We start from the raw sequence: 22,866 nt of genomic DNA on the forward strand, positions 1-22,866 counted from the left end.
ATTACATGGACGCCTTCAACTACCGCGACGGTGAGCTGTTCGCGGAAGGAGTAGCATTGTCTGCCATTGCCGAGCGTTTCGGCACGCCGACCTATGTCTACTCCCGCGCTCACATCGAAGCGCAATACCGTGCCTACGCCGACGCCCTGAGCGGCATGCCGCATCTGGTGTGCTTCGCCGTAAAAGCCAACTCCAACCTGGGCGTACTCAATGTCCTGGCGCGTCTGGGCGCCGGTTTCGACATCGTGTCCCGTGGCGAACTGGAGCGTGTGCTGGCAGCCGGTGGCAAAGCCGAAAAGATCGTATTCTCCGGCGTCGGCAAGACCCGAGACGACATGCGCCGCGCCCTTGAAGTCGGCGTGCATTGCTTCAACGTCGAGTCCACTGACGAACTCGAACGCCTGCAAGTCGTGGCTGCCGAGCTGAATGTCCGTGCGCCGATCTCCCTGCGCGTCAACCCGGACGTGGATGCAGGCACTCACCCGTACATTTCCACGGGCCTCAAAGAGAACAAGTTCGGCATCGCCATCGCGGACGCCGAAGACGTCTACGTTCGCGCCTCGCAGTTGCCGAACCTCGAAGTGCTGGGTGTCGACTGCCATATCGGCTCGCAACTGACCACTCTGGAACCCTTCATCGATGCACTGGATCGCTTGCTCGATCTGGTGGATCGTCTTGGCGACTGCGGCATTCACTTGCGTCACATCGACCTGGGCGGCGGCCTGGGCGTTCGTTATCGCGATGAAGAGCCACCGCTGGCGGCTGACTACATCAAGGCCGTGCGCGAGCGCCTTGCCGGGCGTGACCTGGGGCTGATGTTCGAGCCGGGCCGCTTCATCGTGGCCAATGCGGGCGTGTTGCTGACTCAGGTCGAGTACCTCAAGCACACCGAGCACAAGGACTTCGCCATCGTCGATGCGGCCATGAACGACCTGATTCGCCCGGCGCTGTATCAGGCCTGGATGGATGTCACTGCCGTGCGCCCACGCGATGGCGCAGCACGTACCTATGACATCGTCGGCCCGATCTGCGAAACCGGTGATTTTCTGGCCAAGAGCCGCGAACTGGCTCTGGCTGAAGGCGATTTGCTGGCTGTTCACTCGGCCGGCGCCTATGGTTTTGTCATGAGCTCGAACTACAACACGCGCGGCCGTACTGCCGAAGTGTTGGTCGATGGTTCACAAGCCTTTGAAGTGCGCCGTCGCGAAACCGTGACCGAGCTGTTCGCTGGCGAAAGCCTGCTGCCGGAGTAAACCCATGCTGCTGCGTTTTACCAAGATGCATGGGCTGGGTAATGACTTCATGGTCCTGGACCTGGTGAGTCAGCACGCTCATATCTTGCCCAAGCACGCCAAACAATGGGGCGACCGCCACACCGGCATCGGTTTCGACCAGTTGCTGATCGTCGAAGCGCCCAGCAATCCGGACGTGGATTTCCGTTATCGGATCTTCAACTCCGATGGCTCCGAAGTGGAGCAGTGCGGCAACGGTGCCCGCTGCTTCGCCCGCTTCGTGCTGGACAAGCGCCTGACAGCCAAACGCCAGATCCGTGTCGAGACCAAGAGCGGCATCATCGAGCTGGATGTCCGCAACGACGGGCAGATCAGTGTCGACATGGGGCCGCCACGCCTGACCCCGCAAGAGATTCCGTTCACGGCTCCTGCCCAGGCGCTGAGCTACGACGTCGATGTCGACGGGCAGAACGTCGAGCTGGCCGCTGTTTCCATGGGCAACCCCCATGCGGTCCTGCGGGTGGACGACATCAACGGTGCGCCGGTGCATGAACTGGGTCCGAAGATCGAACATCACCCGCGCTTCCCGGCACGGGTCAATGTGGGCTTTCTTCACGTCATCGATCGCCAGCGTGCGCAACTGCGCGTCTGGGAGCGCGGCGCAGGGGAAACCCAGGCCTGCGGCACCGGCGCTTGCGCTGCGGCCGTCGCAGCCATCAGCCAGGGATGGATGGATTCACCTCTGTTGATCGACTTGCCCGGCGGGCGCTTGTCCATCGAGTGGGCAGGCCCTGGGCATCCTGTCATGATGACTGGCCCGGCAGTACGGGTTTACGAAGGCCAAGTTCGTCTATGAGTGAGCAAATGCGATGACCGATCAGCCTCCGGCTTCAACCAGCAACACCAGCGAATCGCCTGCCGATAGCGCAGTGCCAAACCTTGAAGCAGAGGCGGTTATCGCTTTCCTGCTCAAACAACCGGACTTCTTCGCCGAACACGACGAGTTACTGGTGTCGATGCGTATCCCTCACCAGCGCGGCGATACTGTCTCGCTGGTCGAGCGTCAGCTCAAATTGCTGCGTGAACGCAATATCGAAATGCGTCATCGACTCTCGCAGTTGATGGATGTTGCCCGCGACAACGATCGTCTGTTCGAGAAAACCCGGCGCCTCAACCTCGCCATGATGGACGCCACCAGCCTGGATGAACTCATCATTGCGGTGGAAGACAGCCTGCGTCAGGAGTTCAAGGTGCCTTTTGTCAGCCTTGTCCTGTTCAGTGACAACCCCATGCCGGTCGGCCGTTGGGTAAGCAGTGCCGACGCACAGAAAGCCATTGGCGGCCTGATTGGCGAGAAAACAGTGTGCGGCGCATTGCGCGAGCATGAACTGACCTTCCTGTTCGGCGACGAACAAAGCAAGGAAGTGGGCTCCACCGCAATCGTGACCCTGAATCATCTGGGCCTGCACGGTGTACTCGCCATCGGCAGCCGCGACCCACAGCACTATAAAAGCTCGGTCGGCACCCTGTTCCTCAGCTATATCGCTGACGTGCTGAGCCGCTTGCTGCCACGCTTCACTCACTCGCTACGCTCGGTTCGCTAGGCATGGAACAGCATCTGGACGCCTACTGCACTCACCTGCGCAGTGAGCGTCAGGTGTCGCCCCATACGCTGGAAGCCTACCGGCGCGACTTGAACAAAGTCCTCGAATTCAGCAAGAAAGCCAATATCTCAAGCTGGGTGGACCTGGATATCCAGCACCTGCGCAGCTTCATTGCCCGCCAGCATCAGCAAGGCCAGTCCTCACGCAGCCTGGCGCGCATGCTGTCGGCAGTGCGTGGGCTCTATAAATATCTGTGCCGCGAAGGCCTGTGCGAGCACGACCCCGCCAATGGTCTTGCGCCTCCCAAAGGCGAGCGGCGACTGCCCAAGACCCTCGACACCGACCGCACCGCGCAACTTCTCGATGGCGCAGTCGAGGATGATTTTCTGGCTCATCGCGATCAGGCCATCCTTGAACTGCTGTATTCCTCAGGGCTGCGACTGTCGGAGCTTACGAGCCTGAACCTCGACCAGTTGGACCTGAGCGACGGACTGGTCCAGGTGCTCGGCAAAGGCAGCAAGACGCGCGTGCTTCCGGTGGGCAGCAAAGCCCGTCAGGCACTGGAAACCTGGCTGCCCCTGCGCGCCCTGGCCAACCCGCAGGACGACGCAGTATTCGTCAGCCAGCAAGGCAAACGCCTTGGCCCACGAGCGATCCAGAAGCGGGTCAAGACCGCCGGAGAACGAGAGCTGGGACAAAACCTGCACCCGCACATGCTGCGTCACTCATTTGCGAGCCATCTGCTGGAGTCCTCGCAGGACCTGCGCGCCGTGCAGGAACTGCTCGGCCATGCCGACATCAAGACCACACAAATCTATACCCACCTGGACTTTCAACATCTGGCCAGCGTGTACGACAGCGCCCACCCCCGCGCCAGACGCAAAGGATCTGCCGATGATTAAGCTCATTACTTTCGATCTCGATGACACGTTATGGGACACGGCCCCGGCCATCGCCAGTGCCGAAACGGTACTGCGCAACTGGCTGGGCGAGCATGCGCCCAGGCTCGGACCATTGCCGATCGAACACTTGTGGGAAATCCGCTCACGCCTGGTCGAAGCCGAGCCGACCCTCAAGCACCGCATCAGCGCCCTGAGACGACGGGTACTGTTTCATGCCCTGCAAGACGCAGGATACGGCTCCTGCGAAGCACAGGACCTGGCCGAAAAGAGTTTTGAAGTGTTCCTGCATGCCCGGCATCAGGTGCAGATATTCCCAGAGGTGCAACCGACCCTGGAAATCCTCGCCAAGACCTTCACCCTGGGCGTCATTACCAACGGCAATGCCGATGTGCGTCGCCTGGGTCTGGCGGACTACTTCACCTTCGCGCTATGCGCCGAAGACCTGGGCATCGGCAAACCCGATCCCGCGCCGTTTCTGGAAGCGCTCAAACGTGGCAACAGCGACGCCAGCAACGCCGTCCATATCGGCGACCACCCCAGCGACGATATAGAAGGCGCGCAGCGCGCCGGCATGCGAGCCATCTGGTACAACCCGCAAGGCAAGACCTGGGAAGCCGACAGACTGCCCGATGCAGAGATTGACAACCTGAACCAGTTGCCCGAGATCCTGAAGCGACTGTAGCGAATTAATTCGCTCCTACAAAACCATCGCCCAAGAAAAAGCCCGCAGCGACAGCGGGCTTTTTCTCATACAGTCATTGCCCCCTTAGATAGGGCGGCTACCGTATTTGTTGTCTGGCTTCTTGGGCGGATCGGCGACCACATTGGCCTCCACTTCCTGCACCTTGCCACCACGAGCGAGGAATTCTTCCATCGCACGGGCCAGAGCATCACGCTCTTTGTTCTTGGCTTCTACGCTGGGCAGCTCATCGACCGAAACAGCAGCCTTGGACTTGCCCTTGGCAGGTGTAGCCGAGACTTCAGCACCATCATCAGAGTCGGCAGCGTCGTCTTCAGGAGCAGCAGCAAGCTCCTCGCCGTCTTCCTCACCTTCCAGATCGTCTACCAGATCGTCGTTATCGTTGTCGTCGTCGCTCATGTTCTACCTCATGACTTGCGAAAGCAGATTAGTTATAGCCCAACAGCCTCAAAAATCGAAGGCTGTCGGAAAAAATTCAACAACCACTGAAAACAGTGGTCATGTCCATTCACCCTGAAGGGTTGCAAGAACATTGCGAGCACCGCCAACCTCTCGATGCTCACCCAAATAAACACCTTGCCAGGTGCCCAACGCCAATCGCCCAGCCGTTACCGGTAAAACCAACTGGCAGCCTAACAAACTGGCCTTGAAATGCGCCGGCAAATCGTCAGGACCTTCGTCGTTATGTTCATATCCGTCAGTACCCTCTGGGACCAGACGGCTGAAAAAGCGCTCGAAATCACGACGTACCGCCGGGTCGGCATTCTCGTTGACGGTCAACGAGGCCGAGGTATGTTGCAGCCACAAATGCAGCAATCCGACTCGACAACCACGCAGCTCAGGCAAGCCTGCCAGTATCTCGTCCGTCACCAGATGAAACCCGCGAGGCCTTGCCCGGAGGGTGATTCTGGATTGATGCCACATACCGTTCTCCGCACGTTCGGCGCGCATTCTAACTCGACTGAGAAAAAAGCAAAGCGCGCAATAAACAAGCTGATCCACAAGTTAACGATCATGCCCATGACAGCATTAAGGCCACTGCCACGACAAGCCGCAATCATCGCTAACGACACAGACAATGGAAGCTCTAATGCGCGGATGGTTCACAAAGTCAGGATAAAAAAAATGCCCGGGGAGACCGGGCATTTTTCTGCAGCTACGGTTGATTACAAGTTGTAGCCACGCTCGTTGTGTTGCGCAAGGTCCAGACCCACGGACTCTTCTTCGTCAGTCACACGCAGACCGATGACAACGTCCAGCACCTTGAGGATGATGTAGGTCACGATTGCGGTGTAGATGACGGTGAAGGCTACGCCCTTGAACTGAATCCAGACTTGAGCGCCGATGTCGGTCACAGTACCGAAACCGCCCAGCGCAGGAGCAGCGAACACGCCAGTCAGGATCGCGCCGACGATACCGCCGACACCGTGAACGCCGAATGCATCCAGGGAGTCATCGTAGCCCAGCTTGCGTTTCAGGCTGGTAGCGCAGAAGAAGCAGATCACGCCAGAGGCCAGACCGATGATCAGGGCACCCATCGGGCCGGCAGTACCGGCAGCCGGAGTGATGGCAACCAGACCGGCAACCACACCCGAAGCGATACCCAGAGCACTTGGCTTGCCGTGAGTCAGCCACTCGGCGAACATCCAGCCCAGAGCAGCAGCAGCGGTAGCGATCTGGGTAACCAGCATGGCCATACCGGCAGTGCCGTTTGCAGCAGCAGCGGAACCGGCGTTGAAGCCGAACCAGCCGATCCACAGCATGGCAGCACCGATCAGGGTGTAACCCAGGTTGTGCGGAGCCATCGGAGTGGTCGGGAAGCCTTTACGCTTGCCCAGCACCAGACAGGCAACCAGACCAGCCACACCGGCGTTGATGTGCACGACCGTGCCGCCAGCGAAGTCCAGAACGCCCCAGTCCCACATCAGGCCACCGACGCCGCCCCAGACCATATGGGCGATTGGCGCGTAGACCAGAGTGAACCAGATACCCATGAAGATCAGCATCGCGGAGAACTTCATGCGTTCTGCGAAAGCACCGACAATCAGGGCCGGAGTGATGATGGCGAAGGTCATCTGGAAGGTGACGAACACTGCTTCAGGGAACAGGGCCGCAGAACCGGTGATGCTGGAAGGCGTGATGCCCGCCAGGAACGCCTTGCCCAGACCGCCGAAGAAGGAGTTGAAGTTGACGACGCCAGCTTCCATACCAGTAGTGTCGAACGCAAGGCTGTAGCCGTAAACGACCCACAGGATGCTGATCAGACCAGTGATAGCGAAGCACTGCATCATCACGGAAAGAATGTTTTTGGAGCGGACCATGCCGCCGTAGAACAAGGCAAGACCCGGAATGGTCATGAACAGTACCAGAGCGGTAGCTGTCAGCATCCAGGCTGTGTCACCTGAGTTGAGAACAGGGGCTGCCACTTCGTCTGCCGCCATGGCAAGGCCAGGGGTTACGAGGGACAACAGGGCTCCTAGCCCTGCGAATTGACGCAGAGTCATATTGTTTACTCCTGGGGCGTGGGGTTTGGCGGCTTAAATGGCGTCGGTATCGGTTTCGCCGGTACGGATGCGTATAGCCTGTTCCAGATTCACAACAAAAATTTTGCCGTCCCCGATCTTGCCGGTGTTGGCAGCCTTGGTGATGGCCTCGATGACACGATCCAGATCCTTGTCATCGATAGCGACGTCGATCTTCACTTTTGGAAGGAAGTCGACTACGTATTCAGCACCGCGATACAGCTCGGTGTGTCCCTTTTGGCGACCGAAACCTTTTACCTCGGTAACAGTGATGCCCTGCACGCCGATTTCGGACAGCGACTCGCGCACGTCGTCCAACTTGAACGGCTTGATGATGGCAGTGACTAGCTTCATGAAAACTTTCTCCCGAATTGGTGGACTTGCCCCAGGAAAACAAACCCGACTCAAGTCTAAGCGCAGTGCCTGGCTTTGTAACGTGTCGGCCGCCGGTTAAAGGCCAGACCAACTCCAGAAAACCGCTTCTGACGAAACACATCCCCGCTCCGCCTGCCGCACTGCATTCGTCACAGCGACTGCATCAGTGCATGGGTCACAAGCCATTAAGCAGAAAGCTTGCCATCTCCTGAATATTCATCAAATACAGGGCCTTGAGCACTTTTTCAGCCGTGAAAACCCTATCGGCCACCGAACAACGCACAACTACAGTGCACTCGTGCACGCCCCGACGCTCAATAACTGTGCATCGCCAATGCACTGAAAATGACTATAGACGCTGCGTGCTACACTGCCGCCCATCTGATTCAGGAAAAACATCATGCTCGCGCCCAAAGCTTTCCTCGACGCCCTGAGCGGCCACGCCTCCCGCCTGTTCAACGGCGAAACCCCACTGCCACGCAACGAATTCGAGACCCAGTTCAAGGCCCTGCTGCAAAGCGGCTTCAGCAAACTGGATCTGGTCAGCCGCGAAGAGTTCGACAGCCAGATGGCCGTCCTTGCCCGCACGCGGGCTCGCCTTGAGGCGCTGGAGGCCAAGGTGGCGCAGATGGAAGAAAAGATCGGGGCCAGCGGCCGGGACGACTGACGTCTGGAGCGATAAGAAGGGATGCATGGCAACGTTTCAATTTCACGATGACCTTGACGGCGCCAAGGCTCATTCAGCGACCCTGGCGCTGCACAGGCTGGAATTCGGGCATCGTGGCTTCCTTCCACAGCCAGACGACCTGACGGGAACGGTCACATTTATTCGCTATGGCAATAAGTGCTACGCCGTCACCGCCAAGCATGTAGTGGATTCTCTTGCTCGCAAGGCAGCCGAGAGCTATCAACCCCTTCGTTACTTCTGCCCGGTAAACAAGGGGCTGACGATCAAAGGCCCATTTATATCTGCGCCGCTGGACTTCGCGAATAATCAGCCCGATATCGCTATAACTCCAATCGACGAAGCTTATGTCCTGAGTATTGGTAAACGGCCATTCGTGATCCCGGAACATGATCCTGTCTGGCCCCTGCCTTACGCCATGGCAACAGGATTCCCGACTGCCGAAAAAAGGGATGTGTCAGACAAGTCAGGCAACACCAATCTGAGCATGGGTTTTGTAAGAGCCATCGCAGAAGGCAATGGCGCTGATGGCAAGCATCACAGCGTTACCTTTTACAGCGATCTCGACGCACTGCCTCCCATTACAAAGCTGAGTGGCATGAGCGGAGGGCCGGTGTTCTGGTCGGACACCGAACGTTATGGCCTCGTCGGCTTTGTAAAAGAAGCACTGGAACAGGATGGCGGAGAAGTGACCAGCGACACACCCAAGGTCCACTTCGTGGTGCAAAGAGCCGATAGCTTCATTCTGCGTGAATGGATTGATCACGTAGAACGAAACTGGCCTCGTGAAAGAGAAAAGCAGGAAGCCCGGGAAGACCTTTTTTTCAAGGAAACAGAAGAGAAGAGCCAGCGTAACCTGCAGGAGTTTCTCAGGCGTTCACGCCTGAATATCGCCTATCGCGAATGGCGCGCCAGACTGAAACCGGGTGATCGATCGCCACGCAAAAGAAACTACGAGCAATACTTTCCCGATTGGTTTTGAAAGTCAGAGCAAGGGATTGATCAAAGCTATCCGGCAAAACCCACCACCTGAATAAAAACAGCCCAACCGCCGAGCAGAATCCAGAAAACTGCAAAAATCCAGGGCGTACGCATCGAAAAGAGCAGCGCCTTGCGATACCCCTTGTGCGTCGATTCATGTTCATTGAACAGCGGCGATTCGTCATACGCTATTCCCATGATAGGCTCACTGCGCAGCAACTCGCTTTGCTTGTAATGCCAATGATCGATGATGTCATAAGCCGCACGAATCCCCGGCCAGGCATTCAACGAACTCAACGCCCCCAACAACGCCAGAAACGGCGGCACAAACATCGTGAACAGCTTGCCCCACTCCGGATTGAGGTTTGCCATACAAGAAGCGAAAGCGATCACCAGAAAGGATTGCGCGGTCAGATAGGCATCCGTTCGGTTGGCCAGAATGGTGGTTTCGTACTGGATCTCCTTTCGGTAGAAATCCAGACGGTCCTTCGGGGAGCCGAACATCTTGGCATCGTGTTCGGTGGCGTTGGAGGTTGTGTCTGTGGTTTGGGAAGTCAGAATTCTTGGCAAGAGCGGTGGTCTCCATGCGGGTTGCCTTGAATGGAGAGTGACCTGTGTGGGGGGTGGGTGTTCAGAAGAATTTACGGGGGGAGTAAATGCTATCGTGATTACACGGCTTCTACCGCGCGCCGGGCTCAGCACATGCAGAGGATCTTCTGCTGGCGTGGTCCAGAAATGGAACCGACCGCTGTCAATCTCATCTATGATTGTGCGATTGCCTTTTAAGGGCGGATGATTGGCGTGATGAGGCAAAGCTATACAGATGTATTTGCAATAGTTTTGCCAAAAATCAGTTGGAGATGGAGTTCGATGAAAATCATCCCTACAATAAGGGCGTTTTTTGGATTTCTCAATATCAAAATGATATCATTAATTCCAAAATGTCACTCTGACTACGCTCATTGAGGAGCGTCAGCCGAATTATTCAAAGGAAGGATCATAGAATGTGGTTCAAGATGCTACTTAGGGCTTTGCTCCCTACCTTTGCCCCCATACCCGAGAAGCGCTCTATTGAAGCAGATGCTGTCGTGGCGCATAAAATTGTTCGTTCCTATGCTCGGGGCAATGTGAATCTGCAGCGCGGCCGATACATGACGGCAGACAAACTCGAAGCTCGCAAGCGCCAGCTCGCTCTCCATTCGTTCTGAGAAAGCTTACATCGTGACAAACTTGTCCCTTCCTGATGTGCAGGAGTTGGATCAGCGCGCACACGCCCATGAATTGGTGCGCCTATTCCAACTCGCCGAGAACAAGATCAAGCTGGTCGAAAACCTCAATGGCGAGCTGTCCATTCCCGCGATAAATGAGCTGCGCTACGCTGGCTATCACATGGCCCAGTATTTGGCAGGAACCGGGGAAGCTCCTGAAACGCAGCTAAGCAAAGCTGAAAATCACTGTAAACGAGCCATCTATGATGCCGTAGAAGCGGGGATCATCAACCAATTAGAGCTGATCAAGAAATTCCAAAATGACTTCGCAGGTGTAGCCATCAAGGATGTCATTCCGCACTACTCGGACCTCCGTAAACGAATCAAAGCTGCGCAGAAGCTGCTCTCTAAATCCAAGGAAGAAAAGCAGAAACGAGCTGACTACTATGAAGAATGCTCAGCGCACCTCGAAAATCTTCGCATTACGTACGAGGAGCTTGAAGACAACCGCGATGATCTAGTAAGGCAGTTGACCAAGACCAATCGAGAGGTGCGTAACTATTTCATGATGGGAGCTACGCTGCTCGTCTGCACTGTGGCCATGATCTACGCAATGCTGGGTTACCATAAACCATTAGCCGAGCCGACTATTGCACTGCAACCCCCCCCAGCGCCGGCTGAGGTAGCAAAGCCATAGAACCGCTACGTGTAGAATGACAGGTTTTGGGCGAGCCTAAGCGTGGAGCGTTGACGCTTGCTCAATTACCACTCATGAAAAACACGCCCAGGAAAACCTACTCCCCCGACACAAACAGTAGAAGTTCCCTTCTAGCCCCCCAAAAAACCTGTCTATCCTTCAACACACCGCAGGAAGCGGCTCTCGTCATCAAGGAAGATCATGTCTCTCGCCATCGTCCACAGCCGCGCCCAGGTTGGCGTGGAAGCACCTGCCGTTACGGTCGAAGCCCATCTGGCCAACGGCCTGCCAACCCTGACGCTGGTCGGTTTGCCGGAAGGCGCGGTCAAGGAAAGCAAGGATCGGGTGCGTAGCGCCATTCTCAATTCGGGGCTGGATTTTCCGGCGCGGCGGATCACGCTCAATCTCGCTCCGGCTGATTTGCCGAAAGACGGTGGCCGCTTTGATCTGGCCATTGCGCTGGGGTTGCTGGGTGCAAGCGGGCAGTTGCCGTTGCTGGCGTTGCAGGATGTGGAGTGTCTGGGCGAGCTGGCGTTGTCGGGGGCGATTCGGCCGGTTCAGGGTGTTTTGCCTGCTGCGCTGGCGGCTCGGGCGGCAGAGCGGACGCTGATCATTCCGGCGGCGAATGCTGAAGAAGCGTGTCTGGCTTCAGGGTTGCGGGTCATTGCGGTGAATCATTTGCTGGAACTGGTCGCGCATTTCAATGGGCGCACGCCTATTCAGCCTTATCAGAGCAGCGGGCTTTTGCATCAGCCCAAGCCTTACCCGGATTTGAGCGAAGTTCAGGGCCAGACCGCCGCCAAGCGCGCCTTGGTGGTGGCGGCGGCCGGGGCGCACAACCTGCTTTTCAGTGGCCCGCCGGGCACGGGCAAAACCTTGCTCGCCAGCCGATTGCCGGGGCTGTTGCCGCCGCTGGATGAGTACGAAGCGCTGGAGGTGGCGGCGATTCAATCGGTGGCCAGTCAGGTGCCGCTGAGCAGTTGGCCGCAGCGCCCTTTCAGGCAACCTCATCACTCGGCGTCAGGACCTGCGTTGGTTGGCGGTGGCAGTCGCCCTCAACCTGGCGAGATAACATTGGCTCATCACGGAGTTTTATTTTTAGATGAATTACCCGAATTCGACCGCCGCGTGCTGGAGGTTTTGCGCGAGCCGCTGGAGTCTGGCCATATCGTGATTTCCCGGGCGCGGGATCGGGTGCGGTTCCCGGCACGCTTTCAACTGGTCGCAGCCATGAACCCTTGCCCGTGCGGTTATATGGGTGAGCCCACCGGACGGTGCCGCTGTTCGACCGAGCAGATCCAGCGTTATCGCAACAAGCTGTCCGGGCCGTTGCTGGACCGGATTGATCTACACCTGACTGTCGCCCGCGAAGCCACTGCCCTCAACCCGACACCACAAATCGGCGACGACACTGCCAGCGCCGCCGCGCTGGTTGCAAAAGCCCGTGACCGCCAGCAAAAGCGTCAGGGCTGCGCCAATGCTTTTCTCGATTTGCCTGGGCTGCGTGAGCACTGTGCATTGTCGGCGGCAGACGAAACCTGGCTGGAAACGGCCTGCGAGCGGCTGACTCTCTCGTTGCGGGCCGCACACCGGCTGCTGAAAGTGGCGAGAACCCTGGCGGATCTGGAGCAGGAAGATGCGATTGATCGTCGCCATCTGGCCGAAGCGTTGCAGTATCGGCCTGCGAGTAATTGAGATCGGTTTCTATGGCAGTTGTGTGCGGGAGACTTTCGGGTCTGCCGGTCGCTCCTTACCGGTTCGCCAACCTACATACAGCTGCCGCCTTATCGTTGGACGACAAAAAGCGGTGAAGCCATTGAAGCCTTCAAGGACTGCCTTGCGAACTTGATCGTCATCTCGGCCCCCGTGCTATTGACGATCGGTCCGAGATAGCTAAAAACACACCTGATACACAAGTTTCAGGATGCGATGTTCTTCTTTATATAGGCCTTTCTCATTCTATCCAGCCTATCGAGGAGCGTAGGTGGCTGTTTTCCCTGAAGCCTTTCTTTTTTAACTATTTCGACTTGCTTATGGGAGGCATACGACATGAGAAGCCAAGTGAGGCCCGTGATTAAAAATATCCACTTACCTGAGTCCAATACATTTGCCATACCCCAATCAGCGATCAAGTGATCCACGCTGTAGAAGAACTCAAACTCAATCAGAAATCTTAGTAGAAAGGCCGAAAAATAAAAAACAAAAAACGGCGCCGTTACTTTCTTGAACAATCGCATTGTCAAAAAGACGAAAACCCAGTTTCTACGAAGGTAGGCCCAGAGAAAAAAAGCCCCAAAAACCAATGGAATCATAGAGATAAGTAGAACCCCTATCGTCTCAGCGATCCAATTCATGAATCGAGTGATGAGTTCATTCAACCATGCCCAGCCAAAAAAATTGAACGTCCAAGGAAAAGCAAAAACCCTCTTTATCCAGTCAGACAACATAGCCCATGCGATAAAAAAAACAACAGGGAAAATAGCGAACAACAGCGACACCAGCGTACTGCTCAACGCTTTGCGTGCAGCCCCCTGATCGAATGTTTTCAAGTAAGCAACGAACAGTCTTTTTAACAACTTAAGCACTCCTTGGTTTATGTATCCTGTTTATCCATACAAATAGACAAGGCCTACCTTATCGGCACACTCTCCGCCCAGCTTGAGATTTTAATATGCGCTCCATAGAAAAAAACCCGACAGTTGGAGTAATCCAACTGCCGGGGCATCACCGTCATGCTGAAGGGGTCGCTTACGCGCTTTCAGAAATCAACGGAAGCGATCAACCTCTTGGCGCAATTCAGACGCCAGGGAGTTGAGTTCTTCTGCGGTGATTGCCAGGTTGGACACCACTTCGCGTTGTTCGCTGTTGGCCATGGCGATGCTTTGCAGGTTGCTGCTCAGCATGGTGGCGGTGCTGCTTTGCTCTTGCGTGGCCGTGGTGATCGCTGCGAACTGGTGGCCGGCGGAGCGGCTTTGTTCGTCGATCTGGGCCAGTGCAGCCGCAACCTTGGCGTTACGCGACAGGCCGTCCTGCATCAGGACGTTGCCCTGCTGCATGGTGCTGATGGCGTTGCCGGTTTCTTGCTGGATGCTGGCGATCATGCCGGAGATTTCGTCAGTGGCCTGACGGGTACGCGAAGCCAGGCTGCGAACCTCATCGGCTACCACGGCAAAGCCGCGGCCTTGTTCACCGGCACGGGCCGCTTCGATGGCTGCGTTGAGTGCCAGCAGGTTGGTCTGGTCGGCAATCGAGGTAATCACGCCGACGATGCTGCCGATTTCCTGGGAACGCTGCCCCAGTGTGTCGATCACGGTCGCAGTGCTGTTCAACGACGTTGCGATCTGTTGCAGCGCAGAAGACGCTTCGTCCATGGAGGTACGACCGATGCGGGTCTGTTGCGCGTTTTCCTGCGCCAGACGCTCGGTGTTCTTCATGTTGTCGGCAATATTCAGAGAGGTAGCGCTGAACTCTTCGACCGCGCCAGCCATGCTGGTGATTTCGCCGGACTGCTGCTCCATGCCTTCATAAGCGCCTCCTGACAGACCGGACAATGCATGAGCACGGGTGCTCACTTCCTGGGCTGCGGTACGGATATGAGAAACCATGTTCGACAGGGCTTCGCTCATCTTGTTGAAGCTACCCGCCAGTTGCCCGATCTCGTCGTGGCTGGAAACCTGCAAGCGGACGCTCAGGTCGCCAGAGCCCAGGGCATCGGCCTGACGCACCAGTTCAGACAACGGACGCAATTTGCTGCGCAGCAGCCAGATGGCGCCGCCCACGGAAATCAACATCGCCAGCAGGCTGCCAATGGCCAGCTTGGTGCCTACGCTCCAGGTGACTTCGCTGATCTCGTCACCCGGCATGCTGGCCAGTACGGTCCACGGGCCACCGCTGAAAGGCTGGCCAACGCTGTAGAAATCCTGCACGCCATCGTTCCAGAACAGTCCTTTGCCTGGCTGTTTGACCGCTCCGGCTACGGACTTGGCGGCATCATCAGGCGATTTGGCGCCTGCTGGCGCGACCAGCCACCGGTTTTGCTCGTCCAGCAATGCCAGCGAGCCGGTCTTGCCGATACGGAAGTTTCTGAGGTTCTCGAACTGGGCTTTCTGCGCGTCGGTGTAATCAAAGCCTACGAACAAGGCTGCAATGATCTTGCCGCTGCTGTCGCGAACCGGGCTGTATTGGGTCATGTAGTAGCGTTCGAACAACACTGCCTTGCCCACATACTCCTGACCGGCCATCAGGCGCTCATAGGCCGGGCCTTTGCGATCAAGCACTGTGCCGATGGCGCGAGTGCCGTCCTGCTTGCTCAGGGAGGTGCTGATGCGGACGAAGTCATCGCCACTACGCACGAAAATAGTGGCGACACCCGCCGTCAGACGACGAAACTCGTCGACCTCGGTAAAGTCGTTGTTCAGAGCTGTATCACCCAGATACAAGCCCGGGGTCTGGGTCCCGGCCACGGTGACAGGCTTGTCGGTCTGCAGGCTCAGGCCGCCAGAGAAACGCTTTTCAAACAGCCCGCTCAGGCGCTGCGTGCTGTCACGCAAGGTGCTGTGAAAAGTGTTGAGCTGGTCAGCGAGCAGACGAGCCTCACTGGACATGTGTTCTTCACGGATGACAAGGTTGGCAGCGTCCAGAGATCGCAAGGCGAAAAGAGTACTGCCGCTTATCACCACCGCAAGAATCACAGCCAAAGCAATACCGAGTTGCGAAGCAATCCGGGCACGGGGCTTGGACATAAAGGCTCCAGGCTGAATTATCGGGTTCGCCAACTCCCTGGCCGACCATCCAGCAAATTCTAATAAGATTTGAGATTAAACCGTTTTGAACAAACGGCCCTTCAAGAGTAAGTTCGGCTCACAAGTGAAATACTTGAGTCCGATGTACGGATATTAGCAAACAGATGGCAAATCGCCCAATCACACTAACTATTTAAGTCTTTCGACCTGCGGTAGTTGCATCGCCTGCACTTCGCTTTGCAAAAACTCACTTAACCGCCGCAACCGCTCTAAACCGGGCCTTGTCTTGGGCCAGACCAGATAATAGTTCTCGCCGCTGAACACGGCGGTACGCCAGGGCAAGCTCAAACGGCCCTGTGCGACGTCTTCGGCAACCATCAATAAATCACCCATCGACAGCCCGTAACCCCGGGCGGCCGCGATCATGCCCAGCTCAAGGGTATCGAAAACCTGACCGCCCCTGAGCGAAACCTTGTCGGCCAGCCCCATGCGGTTCAGCCAGGTGCGCCAGTCACGCCGATCCGGCGTCGGGTGCAGCAACTCGATACTCGCCAGCCGCTCGACATCCCACGGCGGATCCTGCAGGAAGGCCGGGGCGCCGACCGGGATCAACAACTCCGGGAACAGCAAAGTCGATTCCCAATCCGGCGGGAAATGCCCACGGCTCAACAGAACTGCACAATCAAAGGGCTCTTGCGAGAAATCCACAGCATCGATATCCATCCAGGCACTGGTCAACTGGACTTCGTTACCCACCTGTAAATGACGAAAACGGCTGAGCCGCGCCAATAGCCAACGCATGGTCAGGGTCGAAGGAGCTTTCATGCGCAAGATGCCTTCTTCAGCCTGTAACGTACTGCATGCACGCTCAAGCGCCTGAAACCCGTCTCGCACGCCAGGCAACAGGGCACGGGCAGCTTCGGTGAGTTGCAGGTTGCGGCCATTACGCTGAAACAGGCGGCAGGAAAAGTGATCTTCAAGCGTACGAATATGGCGACTGACAGCGCTCTGCGTAATCGACAGTTCTTCTGCCGCGCGTGTGAACGAGGTATGCCGAGCGGCCGCTTCAAAAGCACGCAATGCATATAAAGGCGGAAGACTACGAAGCATGTGGATATTTCCAGAGCGGTAAGTCGCTACTGTACGATAAATGTACTCGCATGAGTTTTTCTCATGCTGATGATCGGATTTATCGCTTTGTGCTTGAGCGCTGGAATGCCGAGAATGTGCGCCTGATCAGTAGACGTGAAGTAGAGCCTCCCCATCATGCAACAGCCCGCCCTCAAAGAACTCTGGATCATCCTGCGCCTGGCCGGGCCGTTGATCGCGTCGCAGATGGCGCACATGCTGATGGTCTTCACCGATACCGTGATGATGGGCAAGATCGGCCCCGAAGCCTTGGCCGGTGGCGGTCTGGGCGCTGCCACTTACAGTTTTGTCTCGTTTTTCTGCGTGGGCGTGATGGCGGCAGTCGGCACGCTGGTGTCGATTCGTCACGGAGCAAACGATGCCGAGGGCGCAACACGGCTGACCCAGGCGGGCTTGTGGCTGGCATGGGGCATGGCGCTGGTGGCGGCGTTGCTGCTGTGGAACCTTGAACCGATCCTGCTCAAGCTCGGCCAGGATGAAGTCAACGTTCATATGGCCGCGCAATTCTTGACCACCTTGCCGCTGGCACTTCCCGGCCTGCTCAGCTTCATGGCATTGCGTGGTTTCACCAGCGCCCTGGGACGTGCAGGCCCGGTCATGACCATCAGTCTGGCGGGTGCTGCTGCCAACTTCGCGCTCAATTACATGATGATCCACGGCTGGTTCGGCCTGCCCAACCTCGGCCTGATGGGGATCGGGCTGATCACCGCACTAGTGACCAACTGCATGGCACTCGCGCTGGCCCTGCATATCCGCCGCCACCCTGCTTATGCGGCCTATCCGATTCGCAAAGGGCTGTGGCAGTTGTCACGCAGCCACCTTAAAGAACTCTGGAACCTCGGCCTGCCGATTGGCGGAACCTATGCGGTGGAAGTCGGCTTGTTTACCTTTGCCGCGTTTTGCATGGGAGCCATGGGCAGCACCCAGATGGCTGCGCATCAGATCGCCGTTCAGACCGTGTCCATGGCGTTCATGATTCCGGTGGGGATTTCCTACGCCGTCACCATGCGCATCGGCCAGCATTACGGAGCAGGCAATATATTGATGGCCCGAACAGCCGGGCGGCTGGGTATATCGTTCGGCGGAGCAGTGATGCTGATGTTTGGCTTGCTGTTCTGGCTGGCGCCTCATCAAGTCATCGGTCTGTTTCTCGACCTCAATGATCCGGCGTTCACGGAAATTGTGATTCTGGCGGTAAAACTGTTGGCCATCGCGGCATGGTTCGAGCTGCTGGACGGCATGCAAACCATCGCCATGGGCGCCATTCGCGGGCTAAAGGATGCCAAGACCACCTTTCTTATCGGGCTGGTCTGCTACTGGCTGGTGGCAGCGCCCGCAGCATGGCTGCTGGCCTTTTCAACAGAGCTGGGCGCAGAAGGTGTCTGGTGGGGGCTGGCGTTGGGCCTGTTGTGTTCGGCCGTGGCGCTGACCTATGCGTTCGAGAAAAAGACCGCGCGGTTGATAAAAGTGGAGTCGAAGCGCGAGTCAGAAGGCAGCCTGGATGTCATCCACCCATGACTGACAGCCCTCACATCGCACGCGCGGATGAACTCGTTACCGGCCGATCCAGATAGTCACACAACTCAACCATCGGTAACGGTCGGCTGATGAGGTAACCCTGAACCTGATTGCAACCAAAGCTGCGCAGCAGCGCCAGTTGCTCCTGGTTTTCCACGCCCTCGGCCACCACTTCCAGGTTCAGGTTATGAGCCAGGTTGATCATTGCGTGGACCAGCTTGCGGTTTTCCTCACGCGACTCCATTTCTCCGACAAAGCTTTTGTCGATTTTGAGCAGCTCAATCGGCAGGCTGTTTAGGTGCATGAAGGAAGAAAAGCCGGTGCCGAAGTCATCGAGAGAAAAACGCACGCCCAGGCAACGCAATGCATCCATTATCTGCCGGACCTGATCGCTGCTGCGCATGACCGCCGTTTCGGTCAGCTCGAACTCCAGCCAGTGCGCATCGATTTCATGCTCGGCAATCAGACGGCTGAGGGTCGCCAGAAGCTGGCTGTCCTGAAACTGCCGGAACGACAGGTTGATCGCCATGTGCAGCGGCGCAAAGCCACGCTCGCGCAAGGCCTGCATATCCCGCAGGGCACGGAAAATGACCCAATACCCCAACGGTACAATCATGCCGCTTTGTTCGGCCAAGGGGACGAACTCGCTGGGCAGCAGCAGGCCACGCTTGCTGTGGCGCCAGCGCACCAGTGCTTCAAGGCCGACAACAGCGCCGCTTTCCAGACACAGGCGTGGCTGATAATGCAGTTCAAGCTCATCATTGCGCAGGGCTTTGCGCAGTTCGGCCTCAAGGTCTGCAAGGCTGCGGGCGTTGCGGTTGATGCTTTCGTCGAAAAGATGAAACGTACAGCCTTGAAGGCTCTTGGCCTGGCGCATCGCGATATGGGCATGCCACATCAAGGGGTCAGCACCGGTCTCGACCCGAGAATGAGCGATCCCCAGGCTGCTGCCGATCAACAGGCTTTCACCGTCGATCCAGTAGGGTTCGGACAACGCATCGGTAATCCGCTCGGCCAGTTGTGCAGCACGTGTGGATGTATGACGGGTGTCGATCAGCAGAGCGAACTCGTCGCCTCCCAGGCGAGCGATCTGATCCCCGGTATCGAGCTGGCTCTTGAGCCGCGCCACCACTTGCAGGATCAACCGGTCACCGGCCTGATGGCCCAGTGCATCGTTGGCACGGCGGAAGTTATCGAGGTCCAGATGCCCCAAGGCAAAACCGCTGCCTTCGGCCAGACGAGCGGTCAGTAACGCCTGAAAACCCTGTCGGTTGGCGATGCCGGTCAGCGGGTCCTGCCCGGCCAGGCGTTGCAGGGTGTCCTCCAGTACTGCGCGCTCACGCACATGACGCAGGCAGCGACGAAGGGTATCGGTCGTCAGGCTGTCACGGATCAGCCAGTCGCTGACACCTGCCGGCGCGACGAACGGTTCTTCGTCGAGCAGCAACACCATCGGCAATACGCAGCTTCCGGCAGGCGGTTGCAGTTCGGAAGTCGTCAACAGCAAGGCCGAGCGCGGTTTGTCGGGCTGGCTGTTGAATGCATTCCAGTCAGCGGCCTGATACAGAATGACCTCATCGCCCAGCGGCGCCAGACAATTGCGCAGCAGCGCCAGCCATTCGGGTTCCCTGACCAACAGTAACAACCGTAAGGGCTCGACAGGCACAGGCACGCTAACTCCCTAACTGCAAAGGAAAAACCGATAAGCATCCACTCAAACGAGTGCGACCGACTGGCGCATCTTCGCGCTTCGGCAAATGTAACAAAAACAAAAAATTTAGATAGCCGTCACTGCGGTGCAATGATGAACACTGCATAAATGTCTGGGCCTGTTAAAATGCCCGACCTTTTCGCAAACGACTCTCTATACCGCCATGTCCCGACTCAATCCCCGGCAACAGGAAGCCGTGAACTATGTCGGCGGCCCTCTTTTGGTGCTCGCCGGTGCTGGTTCCGGCAAGACCAGCGTGATCACACGCAAGATCGCCCATCTGATCCAGAACTGCGGCATTCGTGCGCAGTACATCGTGGCCATGACCTTCACCAACAAGGCCGCACGGGAGATGAAAGAGCGGGTCGGCACACTGCTGCGAGGTGGCGAAGGTCGCGGCCTGACAGTATCGACGTTCCACAATCTGGGCCTGAACATCATCCGCAAGGAACATGTGCGGCTGGGCTACAAGCCAGGTTTCTCGATCTTCGACGAAACCGACGTCAAGGCCCTGATGACCGACATCATGCAGAAAGAGTATTCGGGCGACGACGGCGTCGACGAGATCAAGAACATGATCGGCGCCTGGAAGAACGACCTGATCCTGCCGCCCGAAGCGCTGGCCAACGCCCGCAACCCCAAGGAACAGACCGCCGCCATCGTCTACACCCACTATCAGCGCACGCTCAAGGCGTACAACGCGGTGGATTTCGACGACCTGATCCTGCTGCCGGTCAAGCTGTTCCAGGAACACGCCGACATTCTGGAAAAGTGGCAGAACAAGGTCCGCTACCTGCTGGTGGATGAGTACCAGGACACCAACGCCAGCCAGTATCTGCTGGTCAAACTGCTGATCGGCACCCGCCACCAGTTCACGGTGGTGGGCGACGATGACCAGTCGATCTATGCATGGCGCGGTGCGCGGCCGGAAAACCTGATGCTGCTCAAGGAAGACTATCCGTCGCTGAAAGTCGTGATGCTGGAGCAGAACTACCGTTCCACCAGCCGCATCCTGCGCTGCGCCAACGTGCTGATTTCCAACAACCCTCACGCCTTCGAGAAGCAGCTCTGGAGTGAAATGGGTCACGGCGACGAGATCCGCGTGATCCGCTGCCGCAACGAAGACGCCGAAGCCGAGCGGGTGGCGATGGAAATCCTCACCCTGCACCTGCGCACCGACCGGCCCTACAGCGATTTCGCCATCCTCTATCGCGGTAACTATCAGGCCAAGCTGATCGAGCTGAAATTGCAGCACCATCAGATTCCCTATCGACTGTCGGGCGGCAACAGCTTCTTTGGCCGCCAGGAAGTGAAGGACCTGATGGCCTACTTCCGCCTGTTGGTGAACCCGGACGACGACAACGCCTTTCTGCGCGTCATCAACGTCCCGCGCCGGGAAATTGGTTCCACGACCCTGGAAAAACTCGGCAACTACGCTACCGAGCGCAAGGTTTCGATGTACGCCGCCACCGAGGAAATCGGCCTGGGCGAACATCTGGACAGCCGTTACACCGACCGCCTGCAACGCTTCAAGCGCTGGATGGACGGCGTGCGCCAGCAATGTGCGCAGAACGACCCTATCGCGGCGCTGCGCAGCATGGTCATGGATATCGATTACGAGAACTGGATTCGTCAGAACAGCTCCAGCGACAAGGCCGCCGATTACCGCATGGGTAACGTCTGGTTCCTGATCGAAGCGCTCAAGAACACCCTGGAAAAAGACGAAGATGGCGGCATGACCATCGAAGAGGCCATTGGCAAGCTGGTCCTGCGTGACATGCTCGAACGTCAGCAGGAGGAGGAAGACGGCGCCGAAGGCGTGCAGATGATGACCCTGCATGCTTCCAAGGGCCTGGAATTCCCTTACGTGTTCATCATGGGCATGGAAGAAGAAATCCTGCCGCACCGCTCCAGCATCGAGGCCGACACCATCGAGGAAGAGCGCCGTCTGGCCTACGTGGGCATTACCCGCGCCCGGCAGACACTGGCGTTCACGTTTGCCGCCAAACGCAAGCAATACGGCGAGATCATCGACTGCGCGCCAAGCCGCTTCCTGGATGAGCTGCCGCCGGACGATCTGGCATGGGAAGGCAACGACGACACACCAACCGAAGTGAAAGCCGTGCGTGGCAATACAGCTCTGGCGGACATACGCGCCATGCTCAAGCGCTGAAACCTGAACAATAAACGATCAACCAATGCGCACTGGCGCACCCAAGGAACCGAAGTGGAAGCACTGCACAAGAAAATTCGCGAAGAAGGCATCGTACTTTCCGATCAGGTCTTGAAGGTCGATGCGTTTCTCAATCATCAGATCGACCCGGCACTGATGAAAGCCATCGGCGACGAGTTCGCCCGGCTGTTCGCGGATGCAGGCATCACCAAGATCGTCACCATCGAGGCCTCGGGCATTGCACCGGCGGTGATGGCCGGCCTGAATCTCGGCGTGCCTGTGATTTTCGCCCGCAAGCATCAGTCGCTGACCCTGACTGAAAACCTGCTGTCGGCCACTGTCTATTCTTTCACCAAACAGGTCGAAAGCACTGTCGCCATCTCGCCACGGCACCTGAACAGCAACGACAACGTGCTGATCATCGATGACTTCCTGGCCAACGGCAAAGCCTCCCAGGCACTGATCTCGATCATCAAGCAAGCAGGCGCCAAGGTGGCCGGGCTCGGCATCGTGATCGAAAAGTCCTTTCAGGGCGGTCGTGCCGAGCTGGATGCGCAGGGTTATCGCGTTGAATCCCTGGCACGGGTGGAGTCGCTGGCAGGTGGCGTGGTGACCTTCAAGTAGAACGGCGACGCTGCCTGTCTACGCTTGCATGGCGTGACAGCCA

At 57.4% G+C, this 22,866-nt stretch carries 22 protein-coding genes and 1 pseudogene; 13 read left to right on the top strand and 10 right to left on the bottom strand.

Annotation, left to right across the window (positions count from 1 at the left end; translation table 11 throughout):
* Window positions 1-5: 5 nt before the first annotated feature.
* From lysA to JL015_RS18335, 5 genes are read left to right on the top strand one after another with little or no spacing between them, the layout of a single operon-like run.
* Window positions 6-1,253 (top strand): diaminopimelate decarboxylase, encoded by a 1,248-nt coding sequence (lysA, locus tag JL015_RS18315; protein ID WP_201019443.1) that lies wholly within the window; start codon window positions 6-8, stop codon window positions 1,251-1,253.
* Window positions 1,254-1,257: 4 nt separating this feature from the next.
* The gene (gene dapF, locus JL015_RS18320) at window positions 1,258-2,088 is read left to right on the top strand and encodes a diaminopimelate epimerase (RefSeq protein WP_201019444.1); all 831 of its coding nucleotides are present in this window, start codon (window positions 1,258-1,260) and stop codon (window positions 2,086-2,088) included.
* A 13-nt stretch (window positions 2,089-2,101) separates the two neighbouring features.
* Window positions 2,102-2,836 (top strand): DUF484 family protein, encoded by a 735-nt coding sequence (locus JL015_RS18325; RefSeq protein ID WP_201001092.1) that lies wholly within the window; start codon window positions 2,102-2,104, stop codon window positions 2,834-2,836.
* A gap of 2 nt (window positions 2,837-2,838) precedes the next feature.
* Complete coding sequence (gene xerC, locus JL015_RS18330; protein ID WP_201001090.1) at window positions 2,839-3,738, top strand: tyrosine recombinase XerC; 900 nt, start codon at window positions 2,839-2,841, stop codon at window positions 3,736-3,738.
* Window positions 3,731-4,420, top strand: coding sequence for an HAD family hydrolase (locus JL015_RS18335; protein WP_201019445.1), 690 nt, complete (start codon window positions 3,731-3,733; stop codon window positions 4,418-4,420). Before xerC ends, JL015_RS18335 begins: the two co-directional genes overlap by 8 nt.
* 84 nt (window positions 4,421-4,504) lie before the next feature.
* On the opposite strand, the gene sutA is transcribed toward JL015_RS18335, so the two are convergent.
* From sutA to glnK, 4 genes are all read right to left on the bottom strand, one after another.
* Window positions 4,505-4,837, bottom strand: coding sequence for a transcriptional regulator SutA (sutA, locus tag JL015_RS18340; protein WP_025257954.1), 333 nt, complete (start codon window positions 4,835-4,837; stop codon window positions 4,505-4,507).
* Between the two features lie 99 nt (window positions 4,838-4,936).
* A complete protein-coding gene (locus JL015_RS18345) occupies window positions 4,937-5,362 on the bottom strand; it encodes a secondary thiamine-phosphate synthase enzyme YjbQ (protein ID WP_201001086.1) in 426 nt (141 codons plus the stop codon).
* 242 nt (window positions 5,363-5,604) lie between these two features.
* Window positions 5,605-6,942 (bottom strand): ammonium transporter, encoded by a 1,338-nt coding sequence (locus JL015_RS18350; RefSeq protein WP_198729352.1) that lies wholly within the window; start codon window positions 6,940-6,942, stop codon window positions 5,605-5,607.
* 33 nt (window positions 6,943-6,975) lie between these two features.
* Window positions 6,976-7,314 carry a P-II family nitrogen regulator gene (gene glnK, locus JL015_RS18355; protein ID WP_002555808.1) on the bottom strand — a complete coding sequence of 113 codons (339 nt, stop codon included), beginning with the start codon at window positions 7,312-7,314 and terminating at the stop codon, window positions 6,976-6,978.
* Window positions 7,315-7,735: 421 nt separating this feature from the next.
* On the opposite strand from glnK, the gene JL015_RS18360 reads away from it, so the two are divergent.
* The gene (locus tag JL015_RS18360; protein ID WP_201019446.1) at window positions 7,736-8,002 is read left to right on the top strand and encodes an accessory factor UbiK family protein; all 267 of its coding nucleotides are present in this window, start codon (window positions 7,736-7,738) and stop codon (window positions 8,000-8,002) included.
* Window positions 8,003-8,027: 25 nt separating this feature from the next.
* The gene (locus JL015_RS18365) at window positions 8,028-9,002 is read left to right on the top strand and encodes a hypothetical protein (RefSeq protein ID WP_201019447.1); all 975 of its coding nucleotides are present in this window, start codon (window positions 8,028-8,030) and stop codon (window positions 9,000-9,002) included.
* Between the two features lie 26 nt (window positions 9,003-9,028).
* On the opposite strand, the gene JL015_RS18370 is transcribed toward JL015_RS18365, so the two are convergent.
* Entirely contained in the window at window positions 9,029-9,571 is a 543-nt protein-coding gene (locus tag JL015_RS18370) for a hypothetical protein (RefSeq protein ID WP_201019448.1), read from the bottom strand.
* A gap of 434 nt (window positions 9,572-10,005) precedes the next feature.
* Between JL015_RS18370 and JL015_RS18375 the strand changes: the two genes are divergently transcribed.
* The 3 genes from JL015_RS18375 (at window position 10,006) to JL015_RS18385 (ending at window position 12,601) form a co-directional block, all read left to right on the top strand.
* Window positions 10,006-10,209 (top strand): hypothetical protein, encoded by a 204-nt coding sequence (locus tag JL015_RS18375; RefSeq protein ID WP_201019449.1) that lies wholly within the window; start codon window positions 10,006-10,008, stop codon window positions 10,207-10,209.
* Window positions 10,210-10,222: 13 nt separating this feature from the next.
* On the top strand, window positions 10,223-10,906 hold the full coding sequence (locus tag JL015_RS18380; RefSeq protein ID WP_201019450.1) for a hypothetical protein: 684 nt from the start codon (window positions 10,223-10,225) through the stop codon (window positions 10,904-10,906).
* A 201-nt stretch (window positions 10,907-11,107) separates the two neighbouring features.
* Window positions 11,108-12,601, top strand: coding sequence for a YifB family Mg chelatase-like AAA ATPase (locus tag JL015_RS18385; RefSeq protein ID WP_201019451.1), 1,494 nt, complete (start codon window positions 11,108-11,110; stop codon window positions 12,599-12,601).
* A gap of 224 nt (window positions 12,602-12,825) precedes the next feature.
* Here JL015_RS18385 and JL015_RS18390 read toward each other — a convergent pair whose 3' ends face one another.
* The 4 genes and pseudogenes from JL015_RS18390 to JL015_RS18400 all read right to left on the bottom strand — a co-directional run bounded on the left by JL015_RS18390 (window position 12,826) and on the right by JL015_RS18400 (window position 16,758).
* A complete protein-coding gene (locus tag JL015_RS18390) occupies window positions 12,826-13,482 on the bottom strand; it encodes a hypothetical protein (protein ID WP_201019452.1) in 657 nt (218 codons plus the stop codon).
* 189 nt (window positions 13,483-13,671) lie between these two features.
* Window positions 13,672-14,532 carry a methyl-accepting chemotaxis protein gene (locus JL015_RS28125; protein WP_371874962.1) on the bottom strand — a complete coding sequence of 287 codons (861 nt, stop codon included), beginning with the start codon at window positions 14,530-14,532 and terminating at the stop codon, window positions 13,672-13,674.
* Window positions 14,527-15,648: pseudogene (locus JL015_RS28130) on the bottom strand (Cache 3/Cache 2 fusion domain-containing protein); the annotation flags it as partial. The pseudogene JL015_RS28130 and the gene JL015_RS28125, both read right to left, overlap by 6 nt.
* A 189-nt stretch (window positions 15,649-15,837) precedes the next feature.
* Window positions 15,838-16,758: a LysR substrate-binding domain-containing protein gene (locus JL015_RS18400; RefSeq protein WP_201001075.1), complete on the bottom strand. Its 921-nt coding sequence runs from the start codon at window positions 16,756-16,758 to the stop codon at window positions 15,838-15,840.
* Window positions 16,759-16,914: 156 nt separating this feature from the next.
* Here JL015_RS18400 and JL015_RS18405 point away from each other — a divergent pair, with 156 nt between their 5' ends.
* Window positions 16,915-18,315, top strand: a complete 1,401-nt coding sequence (locus JL015_RS18405; RefSeq protein WP_201019454.1) for a NorM family multidrug efflux MATE transporter — start codon at window positions 16,915-16,917, stop codon at window positions 18,313-18,315.
* 10 nt (window positions 18,316-18,325) lie between these two features.
* Here the strand turns inward: JL015_RS18405 and JL015_RS18410 are convergent, their stop codons facing one another.
* Window positions 18,326-19,987, bottom strand: a complete 1,662-nt coding sequence (locus JL015_RS18410; RefSeq protein ID WP_201019455.1) for a putative bifunctional diguanylate cyclase/phosphodiesterase — start codon at window positions 19,985-19,987, stop codon at window positions 18,326-18,328.
* A 202-nt stretch (window positions 19,988-20,189) separates the two neighbouring features.
* On the opposite strand from JL015_RS18410, the gene rep reads away from it, so the two are divergent.
* Window positions 20,190-22,199 (top strand): DNA helicase Rep, encoded by a 2,010-nt coding sequence (gene rep, locus JL015_RS18415; RefSeq protein WP_201001072.1) that lies wholly within the window; start codon window positions 20,190-20,192, stop codon window positions 22,197-22,199.
* Window positions 22,200-22,253: 54 nt separating this feature from the next.
* Window positions 22,254-22,823, top strand: a complete 570-nt coding sequence (locus JL015_RS18420; protein WP_117163780.1) for a xanthine phosphoribosyltransferase — start codon at window positions 22,254-22,256, stop codon at window positions 22,821-22,823.
* Window positions 22,824-22,866: the final 43 nt, after the last annotated feature.

The organism is Pseudomonas cichorii, assembly GCF_015471405.1.
GTDB lineage: Bacteria > Pseudomonadota > Gammaproteobacteria > Pseudomonadales > Pseudomonadaceae > Aquipseudomonas > Aquipseudomonas serbiensis.

Excerpts from the sequence above, each read along its gene's own strand:
- lysA (WP_201019443.1), top strand. The coding sequence starts at position 6 with ATGGACGCCTTCAACTACCGCGACGGTGAGCTGTTCGCGGAAGGAGTA.
- dapF (WP_201019444.1), top strand. The coding sequence starts at position 1,258 with ATGCTGCTGCGTTTTACCAAGATGCATGGGCTGGGTAATGACTTCATG.
- JL015_RS18325 (WP_201001092.1), top strand. The coding sequence starts at position 2,102 with ATGACCGATCAGCCTCCGGCTTCAACCAGCAACACCAGCGAATCGCCT.
- xerC (WP_201001090.1), top strand. The coding sequence starts at position 2,839 with ATGGAACAGCATCTGGACGCCTACTGCACTCACCTGCGCAGTGAGCGT.
- JL015_RS18335 (WP_201019445.1), top strand. The coding sequence starts at position 3,731 with ATGATTAAGCTCATTACTTTCGATCTCGATGACACGTTATGGGACACG.
- sutA (WP_025257954.1), bottom strand. The coding sequence starts at position 4,837 with ATGAGCGACGACGACAACGATAACGACGATCTGGTAGACGATCTGGAA.
- JL015_RS18345 (WP_201001086.1), bottom strand. The coding sequence starts at position 5,362 with ATGTGGCATCAATCCAGAATCACCCTCCGGGCAAGGCCTCGCGGGTTT.
- JL015_RS18350 (WP_198729352.1), bottom strand. The coding sequence starts at position 6,942 with ATGACTCTGCGTCAATTCGCAGGGCTAGGAGCCCTGTTGTCCCTCGTA.
- glnK (WP_002555808.1), bottom strand. The coding sequence starts at position 7,314 with ATGAAGCTAGTCACTGCCATCATCAAGCCGTTCAAGTTGGACGACGTG.
- JL015_RS18360 (WP_201019446.1), top strand. The coding sequence starts at position 7,736 with ATGCTCGCGCCCAAAGCTTTCCTCGACGCCCTGAGCGGCCACGCCTCC.
- JL015_RS18365 (WP_201019447.1), top strand. The coding sequence starts at position 8,028 with ATGGCAACGTTTCAATTTCACGATGACCTTGACGGCGCCAAGGCTCAT.
- JL015_RS18375 (WP_201019449.1), top strand. The coding sequence starts at position 10,006 with ATGTGGTTCAAGATGCTACTTAGGGCTTTGCTCCCTACCTTTGCCCCC.
- JL015_RS18385 (WP_201019451.1), top strand. The coding sequence starts at position 11,108 with ATGTCTCTCGCCATCGTCCACAGCCGCGCCCAGGTTGGCGTGGAAGCA.
- JL015_RS28125 (WP_371874962.1), bottom strand. The coding sequence starts at position 14,532 with ATGAGCGAAGCCCTGTCGAACATGGTTTCTCATATCCGTACCGCAGCC.
- JL015_RS18400 (WP_201001075.1), bottom strand. The coding sequence starts at position 16,758 with ATGCTTCGTAGTCTTCCGCCTTTATATGCATTGCGTGCTTTTGAAGCG.
- JL015_RS18405 (WP_201019454.1), top strand. The coding sequence starts at position 16,915 with ATGCAACAGCCCGCCCTCAAAGAACTCTGGATCATCCTGCGCCTGGCC.
- rep (WP_201001072.1), top strand. The coding sequence starts at position 20,190 with ATGTCCCGACTCAATCCCCGGCAACAGGAAGCCGTGAACTATGTCGGC.